At 69.2% G+C, this 23190-nt stretch carries 19 protein-coding genes; 10 read left to right on the forward strand and 9 right to left on the reverse strand.

Going from position 1 to position 23190, the window contains the following annotated elements; genetic code table 11:
- Window positions 1-239 precede the first annotated feature (239 nt).
- Window positions 240-1778 (forward strand): OmpA family protein, encoded by a 1539-nt coding sequence (locus tag SM418_RS35170; RefSeq protein WP_371945912.1) that lies wholly within the window; start codon window positions 240-242, stop codon window positions 1776-1778.
- A gap of 44 nt (window positions 1779-1822) precedes the next feature.
- On the opposite strand, the gene SM418_RS35175 is transcribed toward SM418_RS35170, so the two are convergent.
- From SM418_RS35175 to pdhA, 3 genes are read right to left on the reverse strand one after another with little or no spacing between them, the layout of a single operon-like run.
- A complete protein-coding gene (locus SM418_RS35175; protein ID WP_371945913.1) occupies window positions 1823-3190 on the reverse strand; it encodes a dihydrolipoamide acetyltransferase family protein in 1368 nt (455 codons plus the stop codon).
- Between the two features lie 5 nt (window positions 3191-3195).
- Window positions 3196-4173, reverse strand: a complete 978-nt coding sequence (locus SM418_RS35180) for an alpha-ketoacid dehydrogenase subunit beta (protein ID WP_371945914.1) — start codon at window positions 4171-4173, stop codon at window positions 3196-3198.
- Window positions 4170-5300, reverse strand: coding sequence for a pyruvate dehydrogenase (acetyl-transferring) E1 component subunit alpha (gene pdhA / locus SM418_RS35185; RefSeq protein ID WP_371945915.1), 1131 nt, complete (start codon window positions 5298-5300; stop codon window positions 4170-4172). Before pdhA ends, SM418_RS35180 begins: the two co-directional genes overlap by 4 nt.
- Window positions 5301-5515: 215 nt before the next feature.
- Here pdhA and SM418_RS35190 point away from each other — a divergent pair, with 215 nt between their 5' ends.
- Complete coding sequence (locus SM418_RS35190) at window positions 5516-6646, forward strand: hypothetical protein (protein ID WP_371945916.1); 1131 nt, start codon at window positions 5516-5518, stop codon at window positions 6644-6646.
- A gap of 2 nt (window positions 6647-6648) precedes the next feature.
- On the opposite strand, the gene SM418_RS35195 is transcribed toward SM418_RS35190, so the two are convergent.
- Window positions 6649-9057 carry a hypothetical protein gene (locus SM418_RS35195; RefSeq protein ID WP_371945917.1) on the reverse strand — a complete coding sequence of 803 codons (2409 nt, stop codon included), beginning with the start codon at window positions 9055-9057 and terminating at the stop codon, window positions 6649-6651.
- Between the two features lie 86 nt (window positions 9058-9143).
- Entirely contained in the window at window positions 9144-10763 is a 1620-nt protein-coding gene (locus tag SM418_RS35200; RefSeq protein WP_371945918.1) for a hypothetical protein, read from the reverse strand.
- 95 nt (window positions 10764-10858) lie between these two features.
- Here SM418_RS35200 and purS point away from each other — a divergent pair, with 95 nt between their 5' ends.
- From purS to SM418_RS35225, 5 genes are all read left to right on the forward strand, one after another.
- The gene (purS, locus tag SM418_RS35205; protein WP_371945974.1) at window positions 10859-11101 is read left to right on the forward strand and encodes a phosphoribosylformylglycinamidine synthase subunit PurS; all 243 of its coding nucleotides are present in this window, start codon (window positions 10859-10861) and stop codon (window positions 11099-11101) included.
- Between the two features lie 264 nt (window positions 11102-11365).
- The gene (locus SM418_RS35210) at window positions 11366-11818 is read left to right on the forward strand and encodes an ATP-binding protein (protein ID WP_371945919.1); all 453 of its coding nucleotides are present in this window, start codon (window positions 11366-11368) and stop codon (window positions 11816-11818) included.
- Window positions 11819-11919: 101 nt separating this feature from the next.
- Window positions 11920-12600, forward strand: coding sequence for a phosphoribosylformylglycinamidine synthase subunit PurQ (gene purQ, locus SM418_RS35215; RefSeq protein ID WP_371945920.1), 681 nt, complete (start codon window positions 11920-11922; stop codon window positions 12598-12600).
- Between the two features lie 1199 nt (window positions 12601-13799).
- Window positions 13800-16094 (forward strand): phosphoribosylformylglycinamidine synthase subunit PurL, encoded by a 2295-nt coding sequence (gene purL / locus SM418_RS35220; protein WP_504230355.1) that lies wholly within the window; start codon window positions 13800-13802, stop codon window positions 16092-16094.
- A gap of 99 nt (window positions 16095-16193) precedes the next feature.
- On the forward strand, window positions 16194-16412 hold the full coding sequence (locus tag SM418_RS35225) for a PLDc N-terminal domain-containing protein (protein ID WP_371945922.1): 219 nt from the start codon (window positions 16194-16196) through the stop codon (window positions 16410-16412).
- 353 nt (window positions 16413-16765) lie between these two features.
- Here the strand turns inward: SM418_RS35225 and SM418_RS35230 are convergent, their stop codons facing one another.
- The gene (locus SM418_RS35230; RefSeq protein WP_371945923.1) at window positions 16766-16936 is read right to left on the reverse strand and encodes a hypothetical protein; all 171 of its coding nucleotides are present in this window, start codon (window positions 16934-16936) and stop codon (window positions 16766-16768) included.
- A 229-nt stretch (window positions 16937-17165) separates the two neighbouring features.
- Here SM418_RS35230 and SM418_RS35235 point away from each other — a divergent pair, with 229 nt between their 5' ends.
- Window positions 17166-17456 carry a tyrosine-type recombinase/integrase gene (locus SM418_RS35235; RefSeq protein WP_371945924.1) on the forward strand — a complete coding sequence of 97 codons (291 nt, stop codon included), beginning with the start codon at window positions 17166-17168 and terminating at the stop codon, window positions 17454-17456.
- 29 nt (window positions 17457-17485) lie between these two features.
- Here the strand turns inward: SM418_RS35235 and SM418_RS35240 are convergent, their stop codons facing one another.
- The 3 genes from SM418_RS35240 to SM418_RS35250 all read right to left on the reverse strand — a co-directional run bounded on the left by SM418_RS35240 (window position 17486) and on the right by SM418_RS35250 (window position 21806).
- Entirely contained in the window at window positions 17486-18388 is a 903-nt protein-coding gene (locus SM418_RS35240; protein WP_371945925.1) for a coiled-coil domain-containing protein, read from the reverse strand.
- Between the two features lie 249 nt (window positions 18389-18637).
- Window positions 18638-19801, reverse strand: coding sequence for a S8 family peptidase (locus SM418_RS35245; RefSeq protein WP_371945926.1), 1164 nt, complete (start codon window positions 19799-19801; stop codon window positions 18638-18640).
- Between the two features lie 142 nt (window positions 19802-19943).
- Entirely contained in the window at window positions 19944-21806 is a 1863-nt protein-coding gene (locus SM418_RS35250; protein WP_371945927.1) for a serine/threonine protein kinase, read from the reverse strand.
- Between the two features lie 186 nt (window positions 21807-21992).
- Here SM418_RS35250 and SM418_RS35255 point away from each other — a divergent pair, with 186 nt between their 5' ends.
- Window positions 21993-22436 carry a sterol carrier family protein gene (locus SM418_RS35255; protein WP_371945928.1) on the forward strand — a complete coding sequence of 148 codons (444 nt, stop codon included), beginning with the start codon at window positions 21993-21995 and terminating at the stop codon, window positions 22434-22436.
- 43 nt (window positions 22437-22479) lie between these two features.
- Entirely contained in the window at window positions 22480-23106 is a 627-nt protein-coding gene (locus SM418_RS35260; RefSeq protein ID WP_371945929.1) for a LamG domain-containing protein, read from the forward strand.
- Window positions 23107-23190 lie beyond the last annotated feature (84 nt).

The raw sequence follows: 23190 nt of genomic DNA on the forward strand, positions 1-23190 counted from the left end.
AATCAACCGGCCCTCACCGAACAACACCTCAATCTGCGCACGCTCACCGAGCGTAAGACGACGTCCTGGCACAACAAGATCCTTCCAGAAGGACCTCGTTGCAACAGACACTAGAAACCGCCCCTGCCATAACAACGACACGCCGCAAGTCAACGTGTGAGGTGGGGTGTGTGGCGGGGGGTGACGGCGTTCACTACCATCGGCCGGGTCCCCGCCCGTTTCCCCCGACCGGATGGGCTATGCGCGCTTCGCCCCTCGCCGTCTCCCTCGCCGGCATGCTCCTCGTCGCCGGTTGCGCCGACAGCAGCAAGGCCGAGAAGGTGGCGCCGCCGACCGTCACGGTTGGCGGTGCTTCGAGTCCCGCCGCGCAGAGTGGCGGGGCGTACTCGAAGGAGGGCTGGTTCGGCGGCGCTGACGGCCTGCACGCGCGGGTCGACATCAGAGGCGTCGAGCGGCAGGCGGCCAAGGCGGTGCTGCGGTACAGCGTGACGTCGCTGGACTCGTCCACGAAGTCCGTCCCGTTCGAGATCGCGCTGGTCGATCCGGTCGGACGCCGGCTCTACAAGCCGACCGGGACGACGAGCGGCTCCGGCTTCACGCCAGGTGCCACGCGAGAGATGGCCGCCGAGTACCCGCCGATGCCGACGGACGTCCAGAAGGTCACGGCGCTCACGCCGGGGACGGCCGGGGAGTTCACCGGCATCCCGGTGACGAATGCCGTCTCGTCCAGCCCGAGTGCTCCTTCCACGACTCCTTCCACGGCCCCCACCACGCCGTCGTCCACGCCGTCGGTCGGTGTCGAGCCGTCCGTGGGAGCCGAGCCCTTCGGCCGCTTCACTTCGTTGACGCCGTCGCCGTCCACGTCCCCCAAGACTGGGGCGAACCCAGTGGACTTGTACGACATCGTCGAGGGTGAGACGAAGGACGTGACGTCCAGCAAGTCGGACATCACCCTCAACTTGCGCTCCGACGTGCTTTTCGACGCCGACTCGGCGAAGCTTTCGAGCCGCGCGAAGGCCGTTCTGGACGAGGCCGCGCAGCAGATCAAGGCGAAGGCCACGCGCTCGCTGACGTTCGAGGGGCACACCGACGGCAAGGGCGTGGACTCGCAGAACTTCAAGCTGTCGCAGGAGCGCGCCCAGGCCGTCATGACGGAGATGAAGTCGCGGCTCGGCGACGACTTCACCTACATCGCGCGGGGCCGGGGCGAGGCCGAGCCGGTCGCCAAGGAGGGCGGCTCGGACGACGTCGCAGCGCGCGCCCGCAACCGCCGCGTCGAGATCTACTACCAGGTCAAGGAGACCACGACGTCCGGCTCCGGAGGCGGCGCCGCCGCGCCCGCCGCGTTCCACACCGAGGACGGCGCGAAGGTGGCGAGCCGCTACGGCCGCTTCGGCGCGGCCAAACGGCGCATCGACGTCAAACGCTTCTACCGGGACGGCGCCTACATCGTCGCCGTCTTCGACATCGTGAACGAGGGCCCCGGAACCACCCCACCGGACGCGTCCTACCCGCACAGGGACTATCCGGGAGGCGTGTTCAACGCGTTCTCCATCCAGGTTCCGGGCGGGAAGGACGTCTACCGTCCCGCCCGGGTCGGGGCCGGGACGCCGGGCAGCCCCAGCCAGTACGTCGATCCTGGACGCGCCGTCTTCCGCACCGCCGTGCACCAGCCCGTCCGGGGCTTCGTCTACATGCCCGTACCGCCGGGCAAGGTCACGTCCGTCGTCTTCAACGCCGGCCCCTTCGGCAAGGTCGACAACGTCCCCGTTTCCTGAACCGCCCGTGGGGCCGGCACGGGCCGGCCCCACGGGATCGGTCGTCAGCTCCAGGCGAGCATGCGGATCGGGTCTTCCAGCATGTCGCCGACGTCGCGGAGGACGCGGGAGCCCAGTTCGCCGTCGACGATGCGGTGGTCGAACGACAGGGCGAGCGTGGTGACCTTGCGGATCGCCAGTTCGCCCTCGTGGACCCACGGCATGTCCCGGATCTGGCCGAAGGCCAGGATCGCGGCCTCACCCGGGGTGAGGATCGGTGTTCCGGTGTCCACGCCGAACACGCCGACGTTGGTGATGGAGATCGTCCCGTCGGAGAGGTCGGCCGGGGACGACTTGCCCGCGCGCGCCTTCTCCGCCAGTTCGTTCAGCGCGCGCGCGAGGCCGGGCAGGTCGAGGTCCTGCGCGTCCTTCACCTTGGGCACGATGAGGCCGCGTTCAGTAGCCGCGGCGATGCCCAGGTTCACGTAGCGCTTGACGACGATTTCCGCGCCGTTCGGAACGTCCTCCCATGTGGAGTTCACCATCGGGTGCCGTCGGACTGCCGTGAGCAGCGCGCGCGCCACCAGCAATAGCGGCGACACCTTCACGTCCGTGAACTCGGGAAGTTCACGGAGCCGCTTGACGGTCTCCATGGTGCGGGTCACGTCCACCTGGAGGAACTCGGTGACGTGCGGTGCCGTGAACGCCGAACCGGACATCGCCGCTGCCGTCGCCTTGCGCACCCCCTTGACCGGCACTCGCTCCTCGCGGGGTCCGGCCTGCACGGGTACCTGGGGGGCGGCCTGCGCGGCGAGGACGTCGTCCCGCGTGATCGAGCCCTGCGGACCCGAGCCCGTCACGGTGGCGAGGTCGACGCCGAGCTCCTTGGCCAGCTTCCGGACGGGCGGCTTCGCCAGCGGCAATCCGTTATCCACAGGCTGTGGACGACGCGTCGGCGGCGCGGACGGCTTCGGCTGGGCGGGGACCGGTGGCGCGGCGCCGTTGGCCGCTTTGCGCGGACGGCGCTTGGTCGCCCCCTCCTTGACCCCGTACCCGACCAGCACGGGCTGGCGCTTCGGCTCCTCCGCCGCAACGACACCCGGCTCGTTCGCCGTCGGCACGCCCTCCTCGCGGAGCGCGGCCGCCTGCGCCGGAGGCTCGGACACCGGCGTCGCCACGCCGCCCTCGCCGCCGGCGTCCACCGAGATGATCGGCACCCCGACGTCGACGGTCTGGCCCTCGGTGACCAGCAGCTCGGTCACCACGCCGTCGAACGGGCACGGCAGCTCCACGATGGCCTTCGCCGTCTCGATCTCGACGATGGTCTGCCCGTCCTCGACGGTGTCCCCGGGCTGGACGTGCCACTTGACGATCTCCGCCTCCGTCAGGCCCTCGCCCACGTCCGGCAGCTTGAACAGTTTCGGCTCGCTCACCGGCGTCACCACGCGAAGGTCCGGTCGACCGCGTCCAGGATGCGATCGATGTCGGGCAGGTAATGGTCCTCAAGGCGGGACGGCGGGTACGGGGTGGAGAACCCGCCGACGCGCAGCACCGGCGCCTCCAGCCGGTAGAAGCAGTGCTCGGTGATCCGCGCGGCCAGCTCGGCGCCGAACCCGCTGAACACCGGCGCCTCGTGCACGACCACGCAGCGTCCCGTCCGGTTCACCGACTCCGTCACGGTGCCGGTGTCGAGCGGGTTGAGCGAGCGCAGGTCGATGACCTCCAGCGACCGTCCCTCCTCGGACCCCGCCGCGGCCGCCTCCAGGCACGTCTTCACCGACGGCCCGTACGCGAGCACCGTCACGTGCTCGCCCGGCTGGACGACCTGGGCCTGGTGCAGCGGCGTCCAGTCCGTCGAGTCGACGTCCACCTCGGCCTTGTCCCAGTACCGGCGCTTCGGCTCGAAGAAGATCACCGGGTCGGGGGACGCGATCGACTGCTGGATCATCGAGAACGCGTCCACCGGGTTCGAGCAGGTCACCACGCGCAGGCCCGCCGTGTGCGTGAAGTACGCCTCGGGAGACTCCGAATGGTGCTCCACCGCGCCGATGCCGCCGCCGCACGGAATCCGGACGACCACCGGCAGCGACAGCGCCCCGAGCGAGCGCATCCGCATCTTCGCCAGCTGCGTGATGATCTGGTCGGCGGCCGGGTACACGAACCCGTCGAACTGGATCTCGACCACGGGGCGGTACCCGCGCAGCGCGAGACCGATCGCCGTCCCGACGATGCCCGACTCGGCAAGCGGCGTGTCGATGACGCGTTCCTCGCCGAAGTCCTTCTGCAGGCCGTCCGTGATCCGGAAGACCCCGCCGAGCTTCCCGACGTCCTCACCCATGACGAGGACCTTCGGGTCGTTCTCCATGGCCTTGCGCAGGCCCTCGTTCATCGCCTTGCCGAGCGTCAGGGCGGTCACTTCGCCTCCTCCTCGAACGACGCCAGGTAGGCGGCGAACTGCTCCTGCTCCTCCGTCATCAGCGGATGCCGCTCGGCGTACACCTCGTCGAACATCGACAGCGGCTCCGGGTCCGGCATCGCCCGGCAGCCCTCGCGCAGCTCCTTCGCCAGCAGCCTGGCCTCGTCCTCCACCTTCTCGAAGAACCCCGCGTCCGCCAGATCGTTCCGGACGAGGTACGCCTTGACGCGCTCGATGGGGTCCTTGAGCTTCCACGCCTCTTCTTCGGCCTTAAGCCGGTATCGCGTGGGATCGTCCGTCGTCGTGTGGGCGCCCATCCGGTACGTGTAGGCCTCGACGAGCGTCGGCCCCTGACCTGTCCGCGCGTTCTCCAGGGCCTTCCTGGTCACCGCGAGGCACGCGAACACGTCGTTCCCGTCCACCCGCAGACCCGGGAACCCGAATCCCTGCGCCCTCTTGTACAGCGGGATCCGCGACTGCTTCTCCAGCGGCTCGGAGATCGCCCACTGATTGTTCTGGCAGAAGAACACGATCGGCGCGTTGAACACGGACGCGAACACGAACGACTCGTTCACGTCGCCCTGCGAGGTCGCGCCGTCCCCGAAGTAGGCGATCGTGGCACCCGCCGACGGCGTGCCCAGCACCCCGTCCCGCTGGATGCCCATCGCGTACCCGGCCGCGTGCAGCGTCTGGCTGCCGATCACGATGGTGTACAGGTGGAACCCGTGTTCGGCGGGATCCCACCCGCCATGGTTGACGCCCCGGAACAGCCCCAGGAGCTTCAGCGGCTCGACGTCCCGGCACCACGCGACGCCATGCTCGCGATAGGTCGGGAACACCATGTCGTGCTCGGTCAGCGCCCGCCCAGACCCGATCTGAGCTGCCTCCTGCCCCAGCAGCGACGCCCACAGGCCGAGCTCGCCCTGCCGGGTCAGCGCCACGGCCTCCAGGTCGATCCGCCGCACGATCACCAGGTCGCGGTACAGGTCGCGGACGTCCTCGGCGCTGAGGTCCAGTGGATAGTCGGGATGCTCGACGCGCTCCCCCTCCGGGGTGAGCAGCTGGACGAGCTCGGGCTCGGCGAGCGCCGGGGTGTCGGGCGCGCCGCGCACGGAGTCGATCGTCATCGATGACACTCCTCGTTCGGGGCCGGGAACACGGGATCGCCGCGCCGCCGGCCGATGTCAACGGCCACCGCCCCCGGTAAGGGACAAAAGCCGCAATGCCATCGTGGCAGACATCACACCCTGCGATGCAAGTCCCGCCATCGTGATCCCTACCCCACCTCCGAGCCCTGACCCAAACGCGACACAGTCCACGCCGGTCCTGGCATCATCGACAGGTGCGTTACACGAGGGTCATCGCGCCAGTAGCCCTCCTGGCGATCGTGACCGCCTGCACCCGAGACACCCCGTCCTTCAACCCGACCCCGCACCCCACCCGCCCCGGCCAGGTAGTGGTGATCGCAGGCAACGGGGAGAGCGGCTCGGCCATGAGCGGCCGGTGGGCGCTGCGCTCGCCTATCATCCCCGTCGGCGCCCTTGCGGCCGCGCCGGACGGCACGCTCTACCTTCCGGTCCGGCAGAGCGGTGAGAACGCGTCGGTACGGATCGCGCGAATCGCGACCGATGGCCGATTGAGCCTCGTCGGGCCGCCCATCGAATGGCATCGTGCGGACAAGGTGGTCGTGGGGGCGCGGAATTTGTGGATATTGGGTACCGGACCGGAGCCCTCGCTCATCAGGTACTCGATGTCCGGCGCGGAGGAAGTCCGCTATCTCAGTTTGAGAACCCGGCGGGATGGGCCGACGCTCATTGATGAACGAGATGATCCGTCCTCTGAGGATGCGCAGCGGAGCGAACGGGAGAGATGGCTGTCGGGTGAGCATCATCCAGCCGCCGCAGCAGTCCGGACCGATGGGACACCGGTAGTCGCCCTGCGGTCGGGGGAGCTTTTCACAGTGCCGTCACCAGGCAAGATCCGCCGGTGGCGGCCACAGGGTTACGCAGCGGCCTTGGACGATCTCATGCGGCGGGGCGGAAAGGTCGACGTCTTCACGCGGGCCGTACACGCCCTGGTCGCTGATGGCGATGGACTGACCGTCCTCACCAGCGCCGGAGTCATCGCGATTCCGGTCCGAGGGCGGGTGAAGGGCGTTCCGATCGACTATCCGGAACGCCCGGGCTACGGGATCACCTGGGCGGGGGGCGGGAAGACCGCGGACGGCACGCTGGTCCTGGCGACACAGGCGAACCCGCCGGCCGCGTCTGTTCTCGTCAAAGTGCTTCCCGATGGTCGGGTAAGCCGACTCGAACCCGATTGGCCCGCCACCTGCACCGGAGGACCGGCAAGTCTGGCAAGCGGTCAGCCAGGTACCGACCTCATCGGCTTGGCGGTTCGCCCGAAGGACGGCGTGATCGCCGCCGACACTGCCTGTCGAAGGCTGTACGAGATCCGAAGCACTCGACCGTAGAATCATCCACGGGCTGTCCAGGTCGGCGGCGGGTCGACGTCCGACCGGGGTACGGCAGGCGATCCAGTATTGGTGAAACCACTGTTGGCCTGTTCTATCAGGTTCTCTCCAGTGCGGCCGTCACTCAGTTGGAGTTCGCCCCAGCGGCGTAAGACTTCCAGGGCTACATTGTCAATCTTCTTCAGCCTTCCGTCTGCTTGAAAAAATTTGCTGATGTCATAGGTCGTGCCGTCGACGTTGACCTTGGGGTTTCGATCGGTGCCGTCATGGAAAAGACTGATTGCGAGCTCCGTCTTTACGACAGTGCCCCAGCCGTAGCCAACAGTTTGTGTGTTCTCGTCGATGCTGCCGAGCTTTTCCTTCTCGGCTTTACTGAGCAACTGCTCCGGATCGTTGACGATGATTTCTGGCAAGAATTTCCCAGTAAGCCCTGCGCCGGGGAGCGAGGAGAACAATGACTCCGTCAGGCCTCTTGCGGCCTCACCCTCCTTCTGGGCGGCGGCAAGCGCCTCGTTCTCGGCCTTGCCCTGGTCGATGTAGCCGCTCTTGAGGCCGTGGATGATATTTCCCTCTAGGTGGCCGACACGGCTCATCGCGTCTACCAGAGGGACTTGATGGACGCCGCCACGTGCGGCGCCGGCCAGCAGCAGTCGCTCGTAGGATTGCGCAGCCAGTAGGAGCGTTCTACGGCTCTCCTCGTTCGCAGTGAACGTTGATAAAAATTGTTGTGTGGTCCAGCCTGACAGGCGGAACGTCTTCCCTTCGGTGACCGGATCATCATCGAGCAAGGGCGTCGATGGGTCCTCGTCCCCAATGCTTGCGGAAAAACTGCCGATGTAACGCGTGGCGACAGAAAGTAGCGCTTTTTGTAGTTCTTCTGGCAGATCAAAACGGGCTCCGCCGTTGCGGATTCCGTCCGGTGCGGCGATGATGTCGTTTCCGGTGAGGAACTTGCGCACATCGGCGCGTGCCAGGCCGTTCCAACGGGAGACCGCCCAGACCACCTGACGAGCGATGTCCGCGGCCTCGCTCTCGTGTCCCGGAGACGGGCGGATGGCTAGTGCGATGACCGACCCCGCTCGCTTTCCTCCGTCCGGCCAGTCCGGAGCGAGCAACGCGGATGCGTACGTTTGGCCGGGAAGGCGGGTCAGCCAGGGAGGAACCTGGGCCGGGAGGAACTTGGAATTTCGCGGGTCGGTGGTCGCCAGCGCGGCTGGAAGCCTGCCGAGGGCAAGGAGGCGCGCTGCCTCCTGGTTCTTCTCCGAAGCGATCTCGCCGAGAATAGTTAAGGCCGGATCGTATTGCTGGACGCTTCTATGGTCAGCGAGAGTCAGTCCCCAGGCAGCGGCCCACCGTGTGTCGTTGTCGGTCCATCGTGGCTCCTGAAAACCCTTTTCCGTCCAGGTCATACGGTAGGTGGCGTGCTGCTGCCGCCAGCGGAGCGCTGCCTGCCCGAGGGCGGCGAGAGTTTCCGCTCCCCAAGGACCGTTGCCAAGTCTGACCAATAGGGCTTGGCCGGGCATGTCTGCGCCAGCGGGGCCAAGGGCTTTGCCTGCTATCCCTTCGGTTTCCTTCCTGCGGGATAAGGCTGCCAGGGCGGTGCCCATGTCGCCCACTGTCTTCTTGTCTTCGGGGGTCAGGCCGCTGGTCTTGTGCAACTGGTGGAGGCGGTAGGGAAGTTTGCCCACGGAACCTGCCGGGACGTTGGAGAAGAACGTTGCCAGGTAGGCCGTGTTCTTGCTGTTCTCCCGGAGGGTGCGGGCTATCTCGGCCATCAGGGCCGGGGTGGCGGCGCCCGGGTGGGCGGTGTGTTTCTGCCAGGCGCGGGCCTGGAGGCGGGCCAGGTCGGTCATCTCCTTTTCGCCGAAACGTTCCAGGTCAGGGATCTGTATGACCGGGCCTTGGATCAGGGGGGTTGCGCCGACCTCGGTTTCGGCGAGGGCGTACATGATGCGGGTGCGCATCCGGGCGGCCTGGGTGCGGCACCAGGCGGCGGCGTCGTCGCATGGTGCGGTGCTCGGGATGTCCGGGTGGGCGAGGGCCAGGTGGCCGCGGATCATCTTGCCGCGGTGGGGGAGGTCGCCGGCCGCACGGGTCAGGGCCGTTTCGAGGCGTTCCAGGGCGGACGGGGAGACGGACGCGACGCCGGGTTTGCCGGCGGCCGGGGTGACCCGGGGGATGTCCGGCGGGTCGAGGACGAGCGGGACCTGGTTGAAACGGGCGACGGTGCGTTCGACGTCCAGCATCAGGCGGTTCAGTGCCCGGTTGTAACCCTGCAGGTCGGTGGTGAACGCGGCTGCGGAGCCGCCCTGCCAGGTCTGCGGTCCCATGAGGCGGGTGACCTCGGACATCGCCTTTGAGACCGCTTGGAGTTCGGCGTTCACGGCGCGCGCGTCGATCTTCAAGGTCATGACCCGCCTCCTTTCGCCCTGTGGACGTTAATGAAAGGGGAGGCGTCAGGTGCGGAAAGGCTGTTTCGGGCGGCGTGAAACGCGGTTTATTCGCGGGAGAGGGCCCGGGTGGCGCCGGCGGCGACCGTCAGGCCGAGGACGAGGCCGGCGGCGACGATGAGGTTCGCTATCCACTGGTAGACGCCCCTGGGGGCGAACTCGATCTCCTGGCCGAGGCTGCCGATGGGCAGGAGCAGGTCGAGCGTGTAGAAGAACGCGTTGAAATGCGGCTTGTGGCCGTCGTCCAGGACGTCGGGCCTGTGCACGGAGAAGACGATCGTTCCGAACGCCAGGAGGCCGATCAGCCAGCTGGCGGCGCGGAACGGGCGGTAGCCGTAGCCGACGAGGACGTCCTGCAACCAGCCGACGATCTTTCGTGGGAGGCCCTGGGTCTGGCGGCGGTCGCGGGCCTTGGCGAGCAGGACGGAGCGGCCGTCGGCGTCCAGGCCGAGGGAGCGGTAGGTCTGGGCGAGGCGCTCGTAGGGCTGCGGGGCGTAGCCGTCGGTGTCGCGGCGCAGCCAGGCGAGCCGTTCGCGGGCGCTGAGGGGCGGTTCGAGGGTCTCGTACTGGAGTCCGTCGAGCTGGAGGCGTTCGGGCCAGGAGGCGGCGTCGTCGCGGAGCAGGTTGATGCGCGCGTAGGAGAGGTCGGCGGTGCCCTCGATCGGTTCGGCGGTGCGCAGGAGCAGTTCCTCGGCCTGGACGCGCTGCAGGCTGAGGGCCGTCCCGTTTTCGTGGCGCAACCAGGCGTCGCGCAGGCTGAGCTGTCCGGTGACGCGGGCGCCGGAGAAGCTGACGGCGCCGACGGCGGTGAAGCCGTCGGAGCAGTAGACGTCGGTCTCGACGGCGAGGTCGTCGGCGTTGAGGGCGGTGCGCTGCGGGGCGGACAGGCTCGCACCGACGAAGGACAGGTAGCCGCCGACGCGGGCGCCGCGCAGCCGGATCTCGCCTTCGGCGGCGAATCCGCCGTCGCAGAACACGTTCGCGGCCACGTCCAGGCGGCTGGCGTACAGGGCGACGCCGGACGGGTTGTACAGCCGCGCGCCCCGGAAGATCAGCTGGCCGCCGATGCGGGCGCCGGGCAGCCGGACCTCGCCGTTGGCGACGAACCCTTGGTCGCAGTAGACGTTCGCCTCGACGGCGAGGCGGTCGGCGAGCAGCGCGTCCCCGCCCGGGTTGGTCAGCTGGACGCCCGACATGTTCAGGATGCCGGTGATGTTCGCGCCGTCCAGCCACAGGCCGCCGTTGATCCGGCTCCCCTCCAGCCACAGGTGGCCGTCCACCCGGGTCCCGGACGCGACCAGGCCGGGCAGGCGGCAGCGCATCAGGTGGACGCTGGTCATGCTCGCCCAGTACAGGTGCGGCGCCTCGTCGAACGAGCAGCCGGTGAGCGCCAGCGGGACGGTGACGTCCGCGTGCCCGAGGTTCAGCGACCCGGTGATGCGGGCGCCGGCGAGCCGGACGGCGGCGACCTGTCCCGGCTCGGGCTCGACCGCGCCGACGAGGAGCGCGACGAGTACCTCGGCCCTGACCACCCGATCGTGGCCCCACCGGTCGGACTGCCCGACGTCGTCGAACGCCGGATCGCCGGTGGACAGATCGACGGATTCGCCCTTCGGGAAGGCCTTCCACAGGCGGCGTTCCGAGGCGGTCAGGTCGTCTGGATTCATCGGGTGGCTCCGGGGGGTGCGGGCGGCTCCTGAAGAGCCATGGTGCCGTACGCTTCAGATCGTAAGGAAAAGTGCAGATCAGTGAGGGGGCGGTCGTGGCGCGTGTCGTCGTGGACGTCATGCTGAAGCCGGAGATCCTCGACCCGCAGGGCCAGGCGATCGCCAGGAAACTGCCGCAGATGGGCTTCGAGGGCGTGGTCGCCGTCCGGCAGGGCAAGCGGTTCGAGGTCGAGTTGGAGGGGGAGGCCGACGAGGCGGCACTGGAGCGGGTCGGCAAGATCGCCGAAACGCTGCTGGCCAATCCGGTCATCGAGAACTACGAGGTGCGCGTTCTCTGATCGGCTCTGACTGGTTCTGGCCGGCTCCGGCCGGGACCGGGGTCGGCCGGAAATGGCGGGGAATACTGATCGGTATCGGGATGAATCCGGTACGTTCCAAACCGTTGCGCGGCCCCGCGAGATTTCCCGGAACGACCCGTGAGTACCGCGATTACGGAGTAATCCGCCGGGGAACTGTTAGCTGCGTCGAGTCGTCGAGCACGCTCCGGGGCCGGGGGAACGGTCGTTGAGCCCGGGGCAATGACACGAGGTGTCGGGGTGGACATGAGGTTCTCGCTCGCGCTGCCGCGCGAGGCGCTGAGCATCCCGGTGATCCGGCGGGTGGTGGGGGACGCACTGCGGGGGCTGGGCGTATCCGAGGACTGCGTCGACGATGTCCTGGTCGCCACCTCCGAGGCGTGTACGAACGTCGTCCAGCACGCCCGCGCGACCGGGGACTACGAGGTGACGGGACACGTCGACCACGGCGTGTGCATGCTCAAGATCATGGACCGGGGGCGCGGGCCGCGGCCGGCCCCGGCCGCGGCGCCGCAGGATCGCGGCATTTTGAGCGAGTCCGGACGCGGGATTAAAATCATGCGGGCGCTGGTGGACGACCTGAACATCGACTCCTCCCCCGACAGGGGCACCGTCGTTCACCTGCGGAAGCGGCTGACCTGGCGTGACGGGGCCCTGGTAGGCCGCCTCGACGCCCGCCTCATGCACAACGCCGGGTAGATTAGGACGCGCGCGGGGGGTATGCGACGCGCGTAGCGGGGTGCTCGGCGGAGGAGATCCCGACCGTCCCGGCCGCACCTCATTTCGGAGGAACAGAACAGATGGACGCTGCCCGGGTGGGGATCATCACCTTCCCTGGTTCTCTGGACGACAAGGACGCCGCACGTGCCGTCCGGCTGTCCGGCGCCGAGCCGGTGGCCCTCTGGCACGCAGACCACGACCTGCGGAGCGTCGACGCGGTCGTGCTGCCCGGCGGGTTCTCCTACGGGGACTACCTGCGGGCTGGGGCGATCGCCCGGTTCGCGCCGTTGATGACCGAGCTGGTGGCCGCCGCGAAGGCGGGGCTGCCCGTGCTCGGCATCTGCAACGGCTTCCAGGTCCTGTGCGAGTCGCACCTGCTGCCGGGCGCGCTGCTCCCGAACGCGGGCCTGCACTTCGTCTGCCGCGACCAGCGGCTGCGGGTGGAGAACGCCGACACCGCCTGGACCGGCGAGTACAGCGAGGGCCAGGAGCTGGTGATCCCGATCAAGAACCGGGACGGCCGCTACGCCGCCGACCGGGAGACCCTGATCGAACTGGCCGACACCGGCCGGATCGTCGCCCGTTACGTCGACCTGAACCCGAACGGCTCCCTCGACGACATCGCCGGCATCTGCAACGAGGCCGGAAACGTGGTCGGGCTCATGCCCCACCCCGAGCATGCCGTGGAGTCACTGACCGGTCCGTCCACCGACGGGCTCGGTTTCTTCACCTCTGTCGTCAAGAGACTGGTCAACGCATGAGTGAGCAACGGCCCCACGCTTCCGGACGAGCCGCCCGGGACGCCTCGGACGAGCCGTCGATGGAGTGGCTCGGGGAGCTCAAGTCCGACGCGGACGACCCCGAGCTCCAGCCCGTCAACCCGGCGGTGACCCAGGGTTTCAAGGCCATCATCGAGGAGGACCGGCACGCCGACCAGGCGGGTCGGGCGGCGCAGCGGGACCCCGCCGTCCAGGCCTCTCCCAGGCTGTTCACGGGCCCCATGCCCGTCCTGGACGGCGAGCAGCCGTCTCCGCCCTCGGAAACCCCCGAAGGGCCGGAACAGGAGTTCGCCCGTGCCCTGGAGGAGGAGCGCGGCGCCGGCGACCCCTCGTCCACCAATGTGGACCCGTCGCTGACCGGGCCCGACCTGACCGGGCCCGACCTGAACGGGTACGCCGCGCCTCGCCCGCCGGCGATGCCCGGCGGCTCCGGCACCGGCCCGCAACCTGCCGTCGGGACGGGCACGGGCCCGCAGCCCGCCGTGGGTTCCGGCACGGGGCCCCAGCCCGCCGTCGGCCCCGGCGCCGGGCCGCAGCCTCTCGTCGACCTCGACTCGGGCCCGCTGGCCCGCCCCGAGCGGCCTGGCACGGGCCCGCAGCCCGCCGTCAGTCCCGGTAGCGGTCCGCAGCCCGTCGTCGAGCTGAACTCCGGGCCGCTGTCGCCTGGCACAGGTCCGCAGCAGGCCGTCGGTACGGGTACCGGCCCGCAGCCTGTCGTCGAGTTGAACTCTGGTCCGCTGGCACGTCCTGAGGGATCTGGCACGGGCCCGCAGCCCGCCGTCAGTCCTGGCAGTGGCCCGCAGCCCATCCTTGAACTGAACTCTGGCCCATTGGCGCGTCCTGACGGCCCTGGGACGGGCCCGCAGCCGGTCGTCGGCACGGGTACCGGACCGCAGCCTGCGGTGAGCCCCGGTAGCGGCCCGCAGCCTGTTGTTGACCTGAACGCCGGCCCGCTGCTGCCCGTCCGTGCCGAAGGTCCCGGAACGGGCCCGCAGCCTCGCGTCGGCCACGGGACAGGGCCCCAGCCTCGCGTCGGCCAAGGGACAGGTCCTCAGCCGGCCGTCGGCCGGGGGACGGGCCCGCAGCCCGCGCTCGGCCCGGGCAGCGGTCCGCAACCGACCGTCGGGTCCGGGACGGGCCCTCAGCCGTCCATCGGACGGGGGGCAGGTCCGCTGCCCGCGATCGAGGGCTCCGCCCCGGTCGACCAGGGCACCGACACGGTCGCCGTCGCCGCGGCGACCCCCGAGCGTCAGCAGCCGTACGTCGAGCTGGGGATGAACGAGGAGGAGTACCGGCGCGTCCGGCACATCCTCGGGCGCCGTCCCACGTCGGCGGAGCTGGCGATCTACTCGGTCATGTGGAGCGAGCACTGCTCCTACAAGAGCTCCAAGGTGCACCTCCGCCAGTTCGGCGACAAGGCCCCGAAGACGGACAAGCTGCTAGTCGGCATGGGGGAGAACGCCGGTGTCGTGGACATCGGCCAGGGCTGGGCGGTGACCTTCAAGGTCGAGTCGCACAACCACCCCTCGTACGTGGAGCCGTACCAGGGCGCCGCTACGGGCGTCGGCGGGATCGTCCGCGACATCATGTCGATGGGTGCCCGCCCCATCGCGGTGATGGACTCGCTCCGGTTCGGCCCTGCGGAGGCTCCCGACACGCAACGCGTCCTGCCTGGCGTAGTGGCCGGTGTAGGCGGCTACGGAAACTCCCTGGGGCTGCCCAACATTGGCGGTGAGACCGTCTTCGACGCCTGCTACGAGCAGAACCCGCTCGTGAACGCCCTGTGCGTCGGCGTGATGAAGCACGAGGACATCAAGCGCGCCGTGGCCCCCGGCCCCGGCAACAAGGTGATCCTTTTCGGCGCCCTGACCGGGCCGGACGGCATCGGCGGCGCGTCCGTCCTGGCCTCGGCGACGTTCGACGAGGAGTCGCACCAGAAGCGGCCGTCGGTCCAGGTGGGCGACCCGTTCATGGAGAAGCTGCTCATCGAGTGCTGCCTGGAGCTGTTCCGCGAGGACCTCGTGGTCGGCATCCAGGACCTCGGCGCGGCCGGCGTGTCCTGCGCGACGACGGAGCTGGCCGCCGCCGGCACCGGCGGCATGCACGTCGACCTCGACGCCGTCCCGCTCCGCGACCAGACGCTCCGCCCTGAGGAGATCCTCATGAGCGAGTCGCAGGAGCGCATGATGGCGGTGGTCGCGCCGGGCAAGGTCGACCGCTTCATGGAGATCTGCGCCCGCTGGGAGATCCCGGCGACGGTGATCGGGACGGTCACCGACACGCGCCGGCTGGTCATGACGTGGCGGGGCGAGACGATCGTCGACATCCCGCCGGTCACGGCCGCCGACGAGGGCCCGGTCTACAACCGCCCGTTCGAGCCGCCGCACGACCTCGGCGCGCTGCAGGCCGACACTCCTGGACGGCTCACCCGTCCGTCCAACGGCGACGAGCTGCGCCGGACCGTCCTGTGGCTGGCCGGGTCCCCGAACCTCGCCAGCAAGACGTGGGTGACGTCACAGTACGACCGGTACGTCCTGGGCAACACCGTGAGCGCCATGCCCGAGAACGCGGGCGTGGTGCGCATCGACGACGAGTCCGGGCTCGGCATCGCGCTCTCCCTGGACGGCAACGGCCGCTACGCGCGCCTCGACCCGTACTCGGGCGCGCAGCTCGCCCTCTCCGAGGCGTACCGCAACGTCGCCGCGACGGGCGCGCGGCCCCTGGCCGTCACGAACTGCCTCAACTTCGGCTCCCCGGAGGACCCGGGCGTCATGTGGCAGTTCGCGCGCGCGGTCGAGGGCCTCGCGGACGGCTGCCAGTACCTGGGCATCCCGGTCACCGGCGGCAACGTCAGCTTCTACAACCAGACCGGCGAGACCCCGATCAACCCGACGCCGGTCATCGGCGTCCTGGGCGTCCACGACGACGTCCGCCGCCGGGTGAACATGTCGCTGACCAGCGACGGCGCCACGATCGCGCTGCTCGGCGAGACCCGCGAGGAGTTCGGCGGCTCGGAATGGGCGCACGTCGTCTACAACCACCTGGGCGGGCTGCCGCCACTGGTCGACCTGAAGGCCGAGGCCGCGCTGGCGTCGGTGATGGTCGCCGCCATCCGGGACGGCCTGGTCACGGCCGCCCACGACCTGTCGGACGGCGGCCTGTCGCAGACGCTGGTGGAGTCGTGCCTGCGCGGCGGCCTCGGCGCCCGCATCACCCTGCCGGGCGACCCGTTCGTGTCGCTGTTCAGCGAGTCGGTGGCGCGCGCCATGCTGGTGGTCCGTCCGGGCGCGGAGGCGCGCCTGGCGGCCCTGTGCGAGTCCGCGGGCGTCCCGGTCACCCAGATCGGCGTCGCGGGCGGTGACGCGCTCCACGTGACCGGACGGGGCCCGGACGGCGAGCAGCAGGAACTGTTCAGCATCGGCATGTCCGAACTCCGCGAGGCGCACGAGCGGATGCTGCCGAGCTACGCCGACTGACCGCATAGCTGACGAAGGGGGCGTCCCGCACCAGGGGCCGCCCCCTTCGCGACGTCCACCCTCGTCTAGCCTGAGACTGCAACGGGTCTACGGGGAGGCATGGTGGGTTCCAAGCGCTGGTCCGAGCTGAGCCGACGGGAACGCTCGTTCATTGCGGGTGCCACGACGGTGCAACTGTCCCTCCTGGCGGCCGCGCTGGTCGACCTTCAACGCCGTCCGCAGGACCAGATCAAGGGCTCGAAGCGACTCTGGCGAATGCTCACCTTCATCAATTTCGCAGGCCCGATCTCCTACTTCCTCTTCGGCCGCAAGAAGTAGCCTCCGCCGCGAGTGACGCAGTGCGCCGTAATAGGAGTCGCTCTAGCTCCGACCGCTCTGTGGACAGGTAGGACGGCGGCTAGAAGACCGAGTTCTGAACGGGCCAAGATCACGACCTGCGGCAATGACGCCCGTTCCTGCTCTGACCTGCCGCTACTGCCCTCGGTAGTTCTCATCGTCTCGCGCATGCTCGCGGTCCCACGTGCCCCCGATGTGCCCGGCCGCTCGGGCTTCCGCTCCGCAGGGTGGAGCGACCAAGAAGACGAGTAGCCACCCCCTGACCAGCAAACGGACGGTCCCCACCCAGCAGACCGGGGCCGTCCGTTCCATGTTTGCTCCGTGAGTCGCGTGATCTACCGCTTGCGAGCCCGGTAGCGCCTGAGCAACGCAGTGATCTTCTCGTAGTCCCGGTTACCGTTCAGCTCGGCCAGGAGTTCGTCAGGGCACAACTCGTAGTGGTCTCCCCACCACTTGCGTTGCTTGTTGTCCCAGATGCGGTAGCCGCCCGGAACACCACGGGCCACGTAGCGCTTCCTTGCCACACATCACCCCATAGCCAACCCGAGACCCTCGCTCGATGAGCCTACGAACACGCTCGGGCCAAAGCGATCCATTAACCGCCCAGACGGTCTCCCTTGCTCGCGCAGTATCCGTTGCCGCTGGGACCCTGCCATGGAAGACACTGGACGGTGACCCGGTGAAGGCACGGCTGATCTTCACCACTCGGCAGGGGACGCCGATCCATCGCACGGAGTGGAACCGCTCGTCTGGAAGCCGGCGCTCGTGCGGGCTGATGTTCCGGCAACTCGGGACAACGGCTTTCACGCGCTGCGGCACCACTTCGCGAGCGTCCTGCTGGAGCAAGGCGTGGACATTCGGGCGCTCGCCGAGTTTCTCGGGCACGCTGACCCTGGATTCACGCTCCGGACCTACACGCATCTCATGCCGTCCAGCCGGGACAGGATGCGCAAGGCGATCGATGACACCTGGGGAACGAATCCGGGCGCGAGTGCCCTGGATGTGCCCTCTCGGGAGATCTCGTGAGCTGCGGCCCTGGTCAGAGCTGGATGCGGCTAGAAGACCGAGATGTGGACGTGGTCGTAGTGGTTGGCGGTTACGCCGCCTCGGTTCTCCATGGAGCGCCAGCCGGGGCTGCGCATGTCGTAGATGCGCTGGCGCCAGATGACGTACTTGATGCCGAGGGCGCTCGCGTGGGAGATGGCGTACTGGGCGGCGGTGTCGCCTTGGGCCTGGGCGCTGCCCGAGGCCATCACGCCGCCGGTCGTGACCATGAAGTCGCAGGCGTGACCGGTGCCGTGGTCCTGCGGGTCGCCGGTGTGGCGGACGCAGCCGATCGTGGGGAAGGGGCCCGTCTCCAGGTCGATGGTGTTCTTCACCTTGAGCATGCGGGGCGTGACGCCGCCCATGCCGATGCTGGGCGACTCGGGCTTGTACTTCTTGACCAGGGTCTGGATCTGCGCCTTGCGGGCCTTCAGGTCCCTGATCTCCTTCTTCAGCTCCGTCATCTTCTGCTGGGCCTTCTTGCGGGCCTCGAGCTGGTCGGTGACGAGCTTCTGGATCTGCGCGACCTTCGCGGCCTTGTTCTGCGCCAGGTGGCTCACGAGGGTGGCGTTGCTGAGCAGGTCGCTCGGGTCGGCGTCGGCCAGGAATGTGACGGTGGGGTCCTCCCCGCCGGTCATGTACTGGCTCGCGGCGAGCTGGGCGACGAGGTTGCGGGCCTCCACGAGGTCCTTCTGCAGGTCGTTGGACTTGCTCAGCGCCTTCTGCGCGGCGAACTGGGCGTCCTTCAGCTTGGCGAGGTCGCCGCCGTACTCCTTGTCGAGCTGCTCGATCTGCCGGTTCAGCTTGGCGAACTTGGCGCTGTCACCCGGGTCCATGGGGAGAGCCGCGGGCGGCGCCGCGCTGGCGGACGGCGTCGCGGCGGCGATCAGAGGCAGCGCGGCGGCGATGGCCACGAGAGCCGTTGCGGCACGTCGTCCACCTCGCCGGCGCGTGCTGGGCCGACAAGTGGAGGCGGGGGTCTCCACGTGTTCCCCTCTCGTCGTCATGGCCGTAGGTACGGAAGTCCGGTGGCCCGAAGGTCAATGGATGCTAAAGAACCGTCCGGCCTCGCCAAGGGTAGACCCATGGGTCCGGGTGAGACGGCGTGGTACGTGAGAAGCCCGGCTCCCTGCTGGGAGCCGGGCCATCTTACGTGACAGGTCTCACAGCGTGCCCTTGTACAGGAGCCGGTTGGCCTGCGAGCGCAGCCGCTTGAGGCTGTGCGTGGAGTTGTTGTTCAGCCACGCCTGGACTTCCGGGAACGCGGCCGACTTGTGGGTCGACAGGTAGAGCGCCGCGACACCGCTCACGTAGGGGGTCGCCATGGACGTCCCGCTGAGCTTCTCAGCGCCGCCGCCGGGCCAGGTGGACCAGATGCCGTAGCCGGGCGCGTTGATGTCGACGCACTTGCCCCAGTTGGAGAACGTCGCGCGGTTGTCGTACACGGTGGTCGCGCCGACGGCCATGACCCAGCCGGCGCTGGACGGCGAGTAGTTGCAGGCGTCCTTGTTGTCGTTGCCCGCGGCCACGGAGACGAACACACCGGACTTGGACAGGTTCGTCATCGCGGTGTTCACCGCCGCGGACTTCGACCCGCCGAGCGACAGGTTCGCGACGGCCGGCTTGGCGGCGTTGGTGCGCAGCCACTGGGCGGCGGCGACGACGTCCGACATGTAGCCGGAGCCTTCGCAGTCCAGGACGCGGAGCGCCCGCAGGTTGACGGACTTGGCGGCGCCGTAGGTCTTGGAGCCGATGATGCCCGCGACGTGGGTTCCGTGGCCGTTGCAGTCACCGCCGTCGCCGCCGAACCGGCTCGCCGCCCAGGCGACGGAGGCGCGGCCGCCGAAGTCGCTGTGCGTGACGTCCAGGCCGGTGTCGATGATGTAGGCGGTGACGCCGCTTCCGGACGACTTGTAGTAGTAGCTCTTCGAGAGCTTGCTGGACCGCTGGTCGATCCGGTCCAGGCCCCAGGGCAGGGGGGACTTCTGGGTCGTGTTCGCCTTGACGACCTGGTCCTGCTCGATCGCGGCGACGCGGTCGTCGTGGCGCAGCTCGTTCAGCTGGTCGCTGCTCAGCTTGGCGGCGAAGCCGTTCAGGACGCCGTCGAAGCGCTTGACGCCGCCGGCCTTGACGTTCTTGGCCGCTGCGTCGGTGGACGCTCCGGGCTTCAGCGTGACGATGTACTGGCCTGGCACGGGGGTGCCGTGCGCCGCCGTCACCTTCACGAGGGAGGCGGAGTCGTCGGCGAGTACCGGGAGCGTCGCGGCGGCGGCGAGGCACGTCGCGACCGCGCCGGCCAGTAGCAGCCTTCGGTGGACAGCCCGCAAGGCTTCTCCTTCTTTCGGGGGACCGCGCGACGGGCCCCGTCACATGATCGATGTTTCGACCGAGGGAACCCTAGCGGAACTGTCCTGATTTGAGGTGACAAATTGGACGCACTGCCGGATGTGGCTATCCGGCCGACATCGGTCAGCCGCGGGTGAGCCTGCCTCCGTAGCCGAGGTTCGTCCCCGGGCGGCTCCACGTGTACTGCAGCGTCCCGTCCGGCTGGCGGGTGATCTCGACCGTTCCGCTCGTGCACGGCGCGCCAATGGTCAGGTTCATCTTCAGCGCGCTTTCCGTGCCCCTGGCCAGCGTCAGCGTTCCGTTGCACTTCTCACGCGGATACACCGCTTGTGCTGTCGTGCGTCCCGTCTCGAACGTGACCTCCGCCGGGAAGGACACATTGCGGTTGGTGTTGACCAGAGTTCCCTTCCAGGTCCCCGCAAAGGCCGCCGGGATCGTCGTCACCGGACGGTTGTTGGACGCCTGAGTGCTGTCTGGGGGCGCCCCGTCGTCGTCCTTGAGTTGGGGCCACAACACCAGCGCGATGATGGCGATACCGACGCCGACACCGATGAACAGCGAAAGGGCGACACCGAGCACGTGGTTGCTGGGGCGACGCATCCGCGTGATGGAGGACAGCGGTGAGGAATTCCGCCCGCCGCCCTCCCGCGCATGGTGGAGCCCAGGGATGAGGTGCGGTTCGGTGGCGTTCGGGTGGTCGGGCAGGTCGAGCGCGTCGAACGTGGCCGTCGGGTCGGGGCCGAGCGCGTCGAACTTCGCGGTCTGGTCCGCCTCGACGGGCTCGTCCCACCGGCCGGGGCCGTCCGGACGGTCCGCGCTGACCGCGCCGAAGGTCGTGGTCGCCTCGAAGGCCGCCGGGTCCAGGTCGGCCGTGAACGGCTCCGGGACGGGTTCGGGCTCGCGGCGTTCCCGGCGGGTGCGCGAGAGCTTCCCGAAGAGGGGGAGTTGCGGCACGGCCTGCTGCGGCGGCCCTGGGGGGCTTGCTGGTGGCGGCATAGGCGGTGCGGCCGGAATGGGGCCGGGCATGGGAGTGGCCCCCAGAGGACGTGCTGGGGCTCCCATAGGAGAGCGTGGCGGCGGTGCCATCGGCGGGACGCTCGGCCGAGCTGCCCGGCCTGCCGCCAAGGCGCGCCCCTCTTCCACCATTGAAGGGGGCAAGCGGCTGGGCAGCGGGCTGGCCGCACCCAGAAGGCGTTCGAGAATCTGCGGCGGCGTAGGACGCTCTGCTGGATTCTTGGCCAAGGCACTCGCCAGGACCTCGCGCAGGGAATCCGGCGCCCCGGACAGGTCCGCTTCGTCGTAGACGATGCGCTGCATCACCTCGTGCGTTGAACCCTCGCCGAACGGCGGCTTTCCCGTGGCGGCGAACAGAAGTGTCGACGCCCAGGCGAAAACGTCGGCGGCGGGACCGATGCCCATGCCGCTCAACTGTTCCGGCGCCTTGTAGGACGGATCGTCGGTGATGTGGCCGGTGAAGGCGACGTTCACCGCTTCCAGAGCACGCGCGATGCCGAACTCGCTCATCCTGGGCCCGTCGCGTCCCAGCAGGATGTTTCCGGGCTTCAGATTGTGATGAAGGGCACCCGCCCGGTGGACTGCCGCGAGAGCGACCGCCATACCGACCGCCAGGCGCTCGACGACGGCGCCGCCGCGCAGGCCCTCCTCGTCGACGAGCTGCTGGAGGGAGGGGCCGTCGACCCACTCGCTCACCACGTAGGGACGGTCACCGTCCACATCGGCGGCCAGGATCGCCGCCGTGCTGAATCCGGAGACCTTCCGGGCGGCGGAGAACGCGCCGGTGAACCGCGACCTGGCGACGGGCTCGCCGCTGAGCCGCACGTGCAGGACCTTCACGGCGACCCTCGCGCCGGACGGGTCCCTGCCGAGGAAGACGGCGCCCTGCTCACCGACGCCGAGCCGGCCCGTGATCTCGAACGAGCCGAGTCGCCGCGGGTCACCCGGCTGCAGGGGCAGCGCCTCGGGCATCTGACAGACCTCCGTGTCCTCCGGGGACGGCCGTCCCCGGCTTCCCGTCCAACTCACTCCCCCATGCCTGGCACCGGGGTCCTTTTTACCGTCTGCGCGGGGCTCCCCGTGGGGGAGTCGTCGCTCGCCCCGGGGTCCGTCGCCGCTCGGACGTTCACTGTGACCGACCGGGTAGCGTCGTCCGCGATGCCGCGAACTCCGCTTTCTCTCGCCGTCCTGAACGAGCAGCGTGCCGCGCTGGGCCTGCCGCCCCATACCGGTCCGGACGAGCCCGCCGCGCTGCGCCGCGCGGCCCTGGACACCGTCCTGTCCGGTGCGGGGGCAGGAGGCGCCGAACCGTCCCGTCCAGTGGTCAAGGGGGCGGTGCGCTTCCTGCTCGACCGGCTCGCCGAGTTGGCTCCCGGCCGATCGGTGGAGGTCCGGGTCCCGCCGCACGCCGCCGTTCAATGCATCGACGGCCCGCACCATACCCGTGGAACACCACCGAATGTGGTCGAGATGGACGCCGCGACCTGGATCGCGCTCGCCACGGGTGGGTTGGCCTGGGCGGACGCACTGGCGGACGGACGGGTACGCGCCAGCGGCGCGCGCGCGGACCTGTCGAGCTATCTCCCCCTGCCCATCGACTGAGACGCCGACGTGCGGGAGTATCCGCCTTGCTGGAGGTGATCCCGTGCTGATCGCGCATTGGACGTTCGACGTCGACACCGTGGAGGGCCGCAGGGTCGCGGACGCGACCGGGGCCGGACCCGCCGCCGAGCTGGACGAATCCGCGAGGATCGTCCCCGGTCGCCACGGGGAGGCGCTGTCGCTCAGCGGACACGACCGGGCTGTGATTCCCGCCACCCCTCAGCTCGTCCTGAGCCAGGTGTTCGGGTTCAGCCTGGCGTTCTTCGTCCAGGTCACCGAGCCGCCGACCGGCGAGTGGCGCAGCCTCGTCTACAAGCCCGTCGCCGAGAACGACGCGCGGGCCCTCGGCCTCTGGCTGTATCCGGACGCGATGAGGCTGCGTGTCCAGTTGTTCACCGTCAAGGGCCCGGACTACGTCGACAGCCATACACGGCTGTCGCCAGGGGAGTGGACCCATGTCGCCTTCATCGTGAACACGCAGGGGATGTCCCTCTACCTGAACGGCACGCTGGACGTGACCGTCCCGCTGGAACACCCCGTCGTCACACCGGCCGGACCCATCTACCTGGGCAGCGAACCCACCAAGCCTGGATTCGGCGGCCTCATGGACGATTTTCGCGTGTACGCCTCGGCGCTCAACGAGGAGGCCGTCCGCGCCCTGTCGGATTGAGCGTTCGCGCTGGCGAAGGGGAACTCGCGCTCGACGCAGTTCCGGCGTGACGCCTCGTCCGGGTACCGCGCCTCGTTCCCGCAC

Origin of the sequence: Actinomadura chokoriensis (assembly GCF_041463665.1) — a bacterium.
GTDB classification, from domain to species: domain Bacteria; phylum Actinomycetota; class Actinomycetes; order Streptosporangiales; family Streptosporangiaceae; genus Spirillospora; species Spirillospora chokoriensis_A.

Coding starts and splice junctions, on each gene's coding strand:
- SM418_RS35170 (WP_371945912.1), top strand. CDS start 240: ATGCGCGCTTCGCCCCTCGCCGTCTCCCTCGCCGGCATGCTCCTCGTC.
- pdhA (WP_371945915.1), bottom strand. CDS start 5,300: ATGACGATCGACTCCGTGCGCGGCGCGCCCGACACCCCGGCGCTCGCC.
- SM418_RS35195 (WP_371945917.1), bottom strand. CDS start 9,057: ATGACCTTGAAGATCGACGCGCGCGCCGTGAACGCCGAACTCCAAGCG.
- SM418_RS35200 (WP_371945918.1), bottom strand. CDS start 10,763: ATGAATCCAGACGACCTGACCGCCTCGGAACGCCGCCTGTGGAAGGCC.
- SM418_RS35210 (WP_371945919.1), top strand. CDS start 11,366: ATGAGGTTCTCGCTCGCGCTGCCGCGCGAGGCGCTGAGCATCCCGGTG.
- purQ (WP_371945920.1), top strand. CDS start 11,920: ATGGACGCTGCCCGGGTGGGGATCATCACCTTCCCTGGTTCTCTGGAC.
- SM418_RS35225 (WP_371945922.1), top strand. CDS start 16,194: ATGGTGGGTTCCAAGCGCTGGTCCGAGCTGAGCCGACGGGAACGCTCG.
- SM418_RS35250 (WP_371945927.1), bottom strand. CDS start 21,806: ATGCCCGAGGCGCTGCCCCTGCAGCCGGGTGACCCGCGGCGACTCGGC.
- SM418_RS35255 (WP_371945928.1), top strand. CDS start 21,993: ATGCCGCGAACTCCGCTTTCTCTCGCCGTCCTGAACGAGCAGCGTGCC.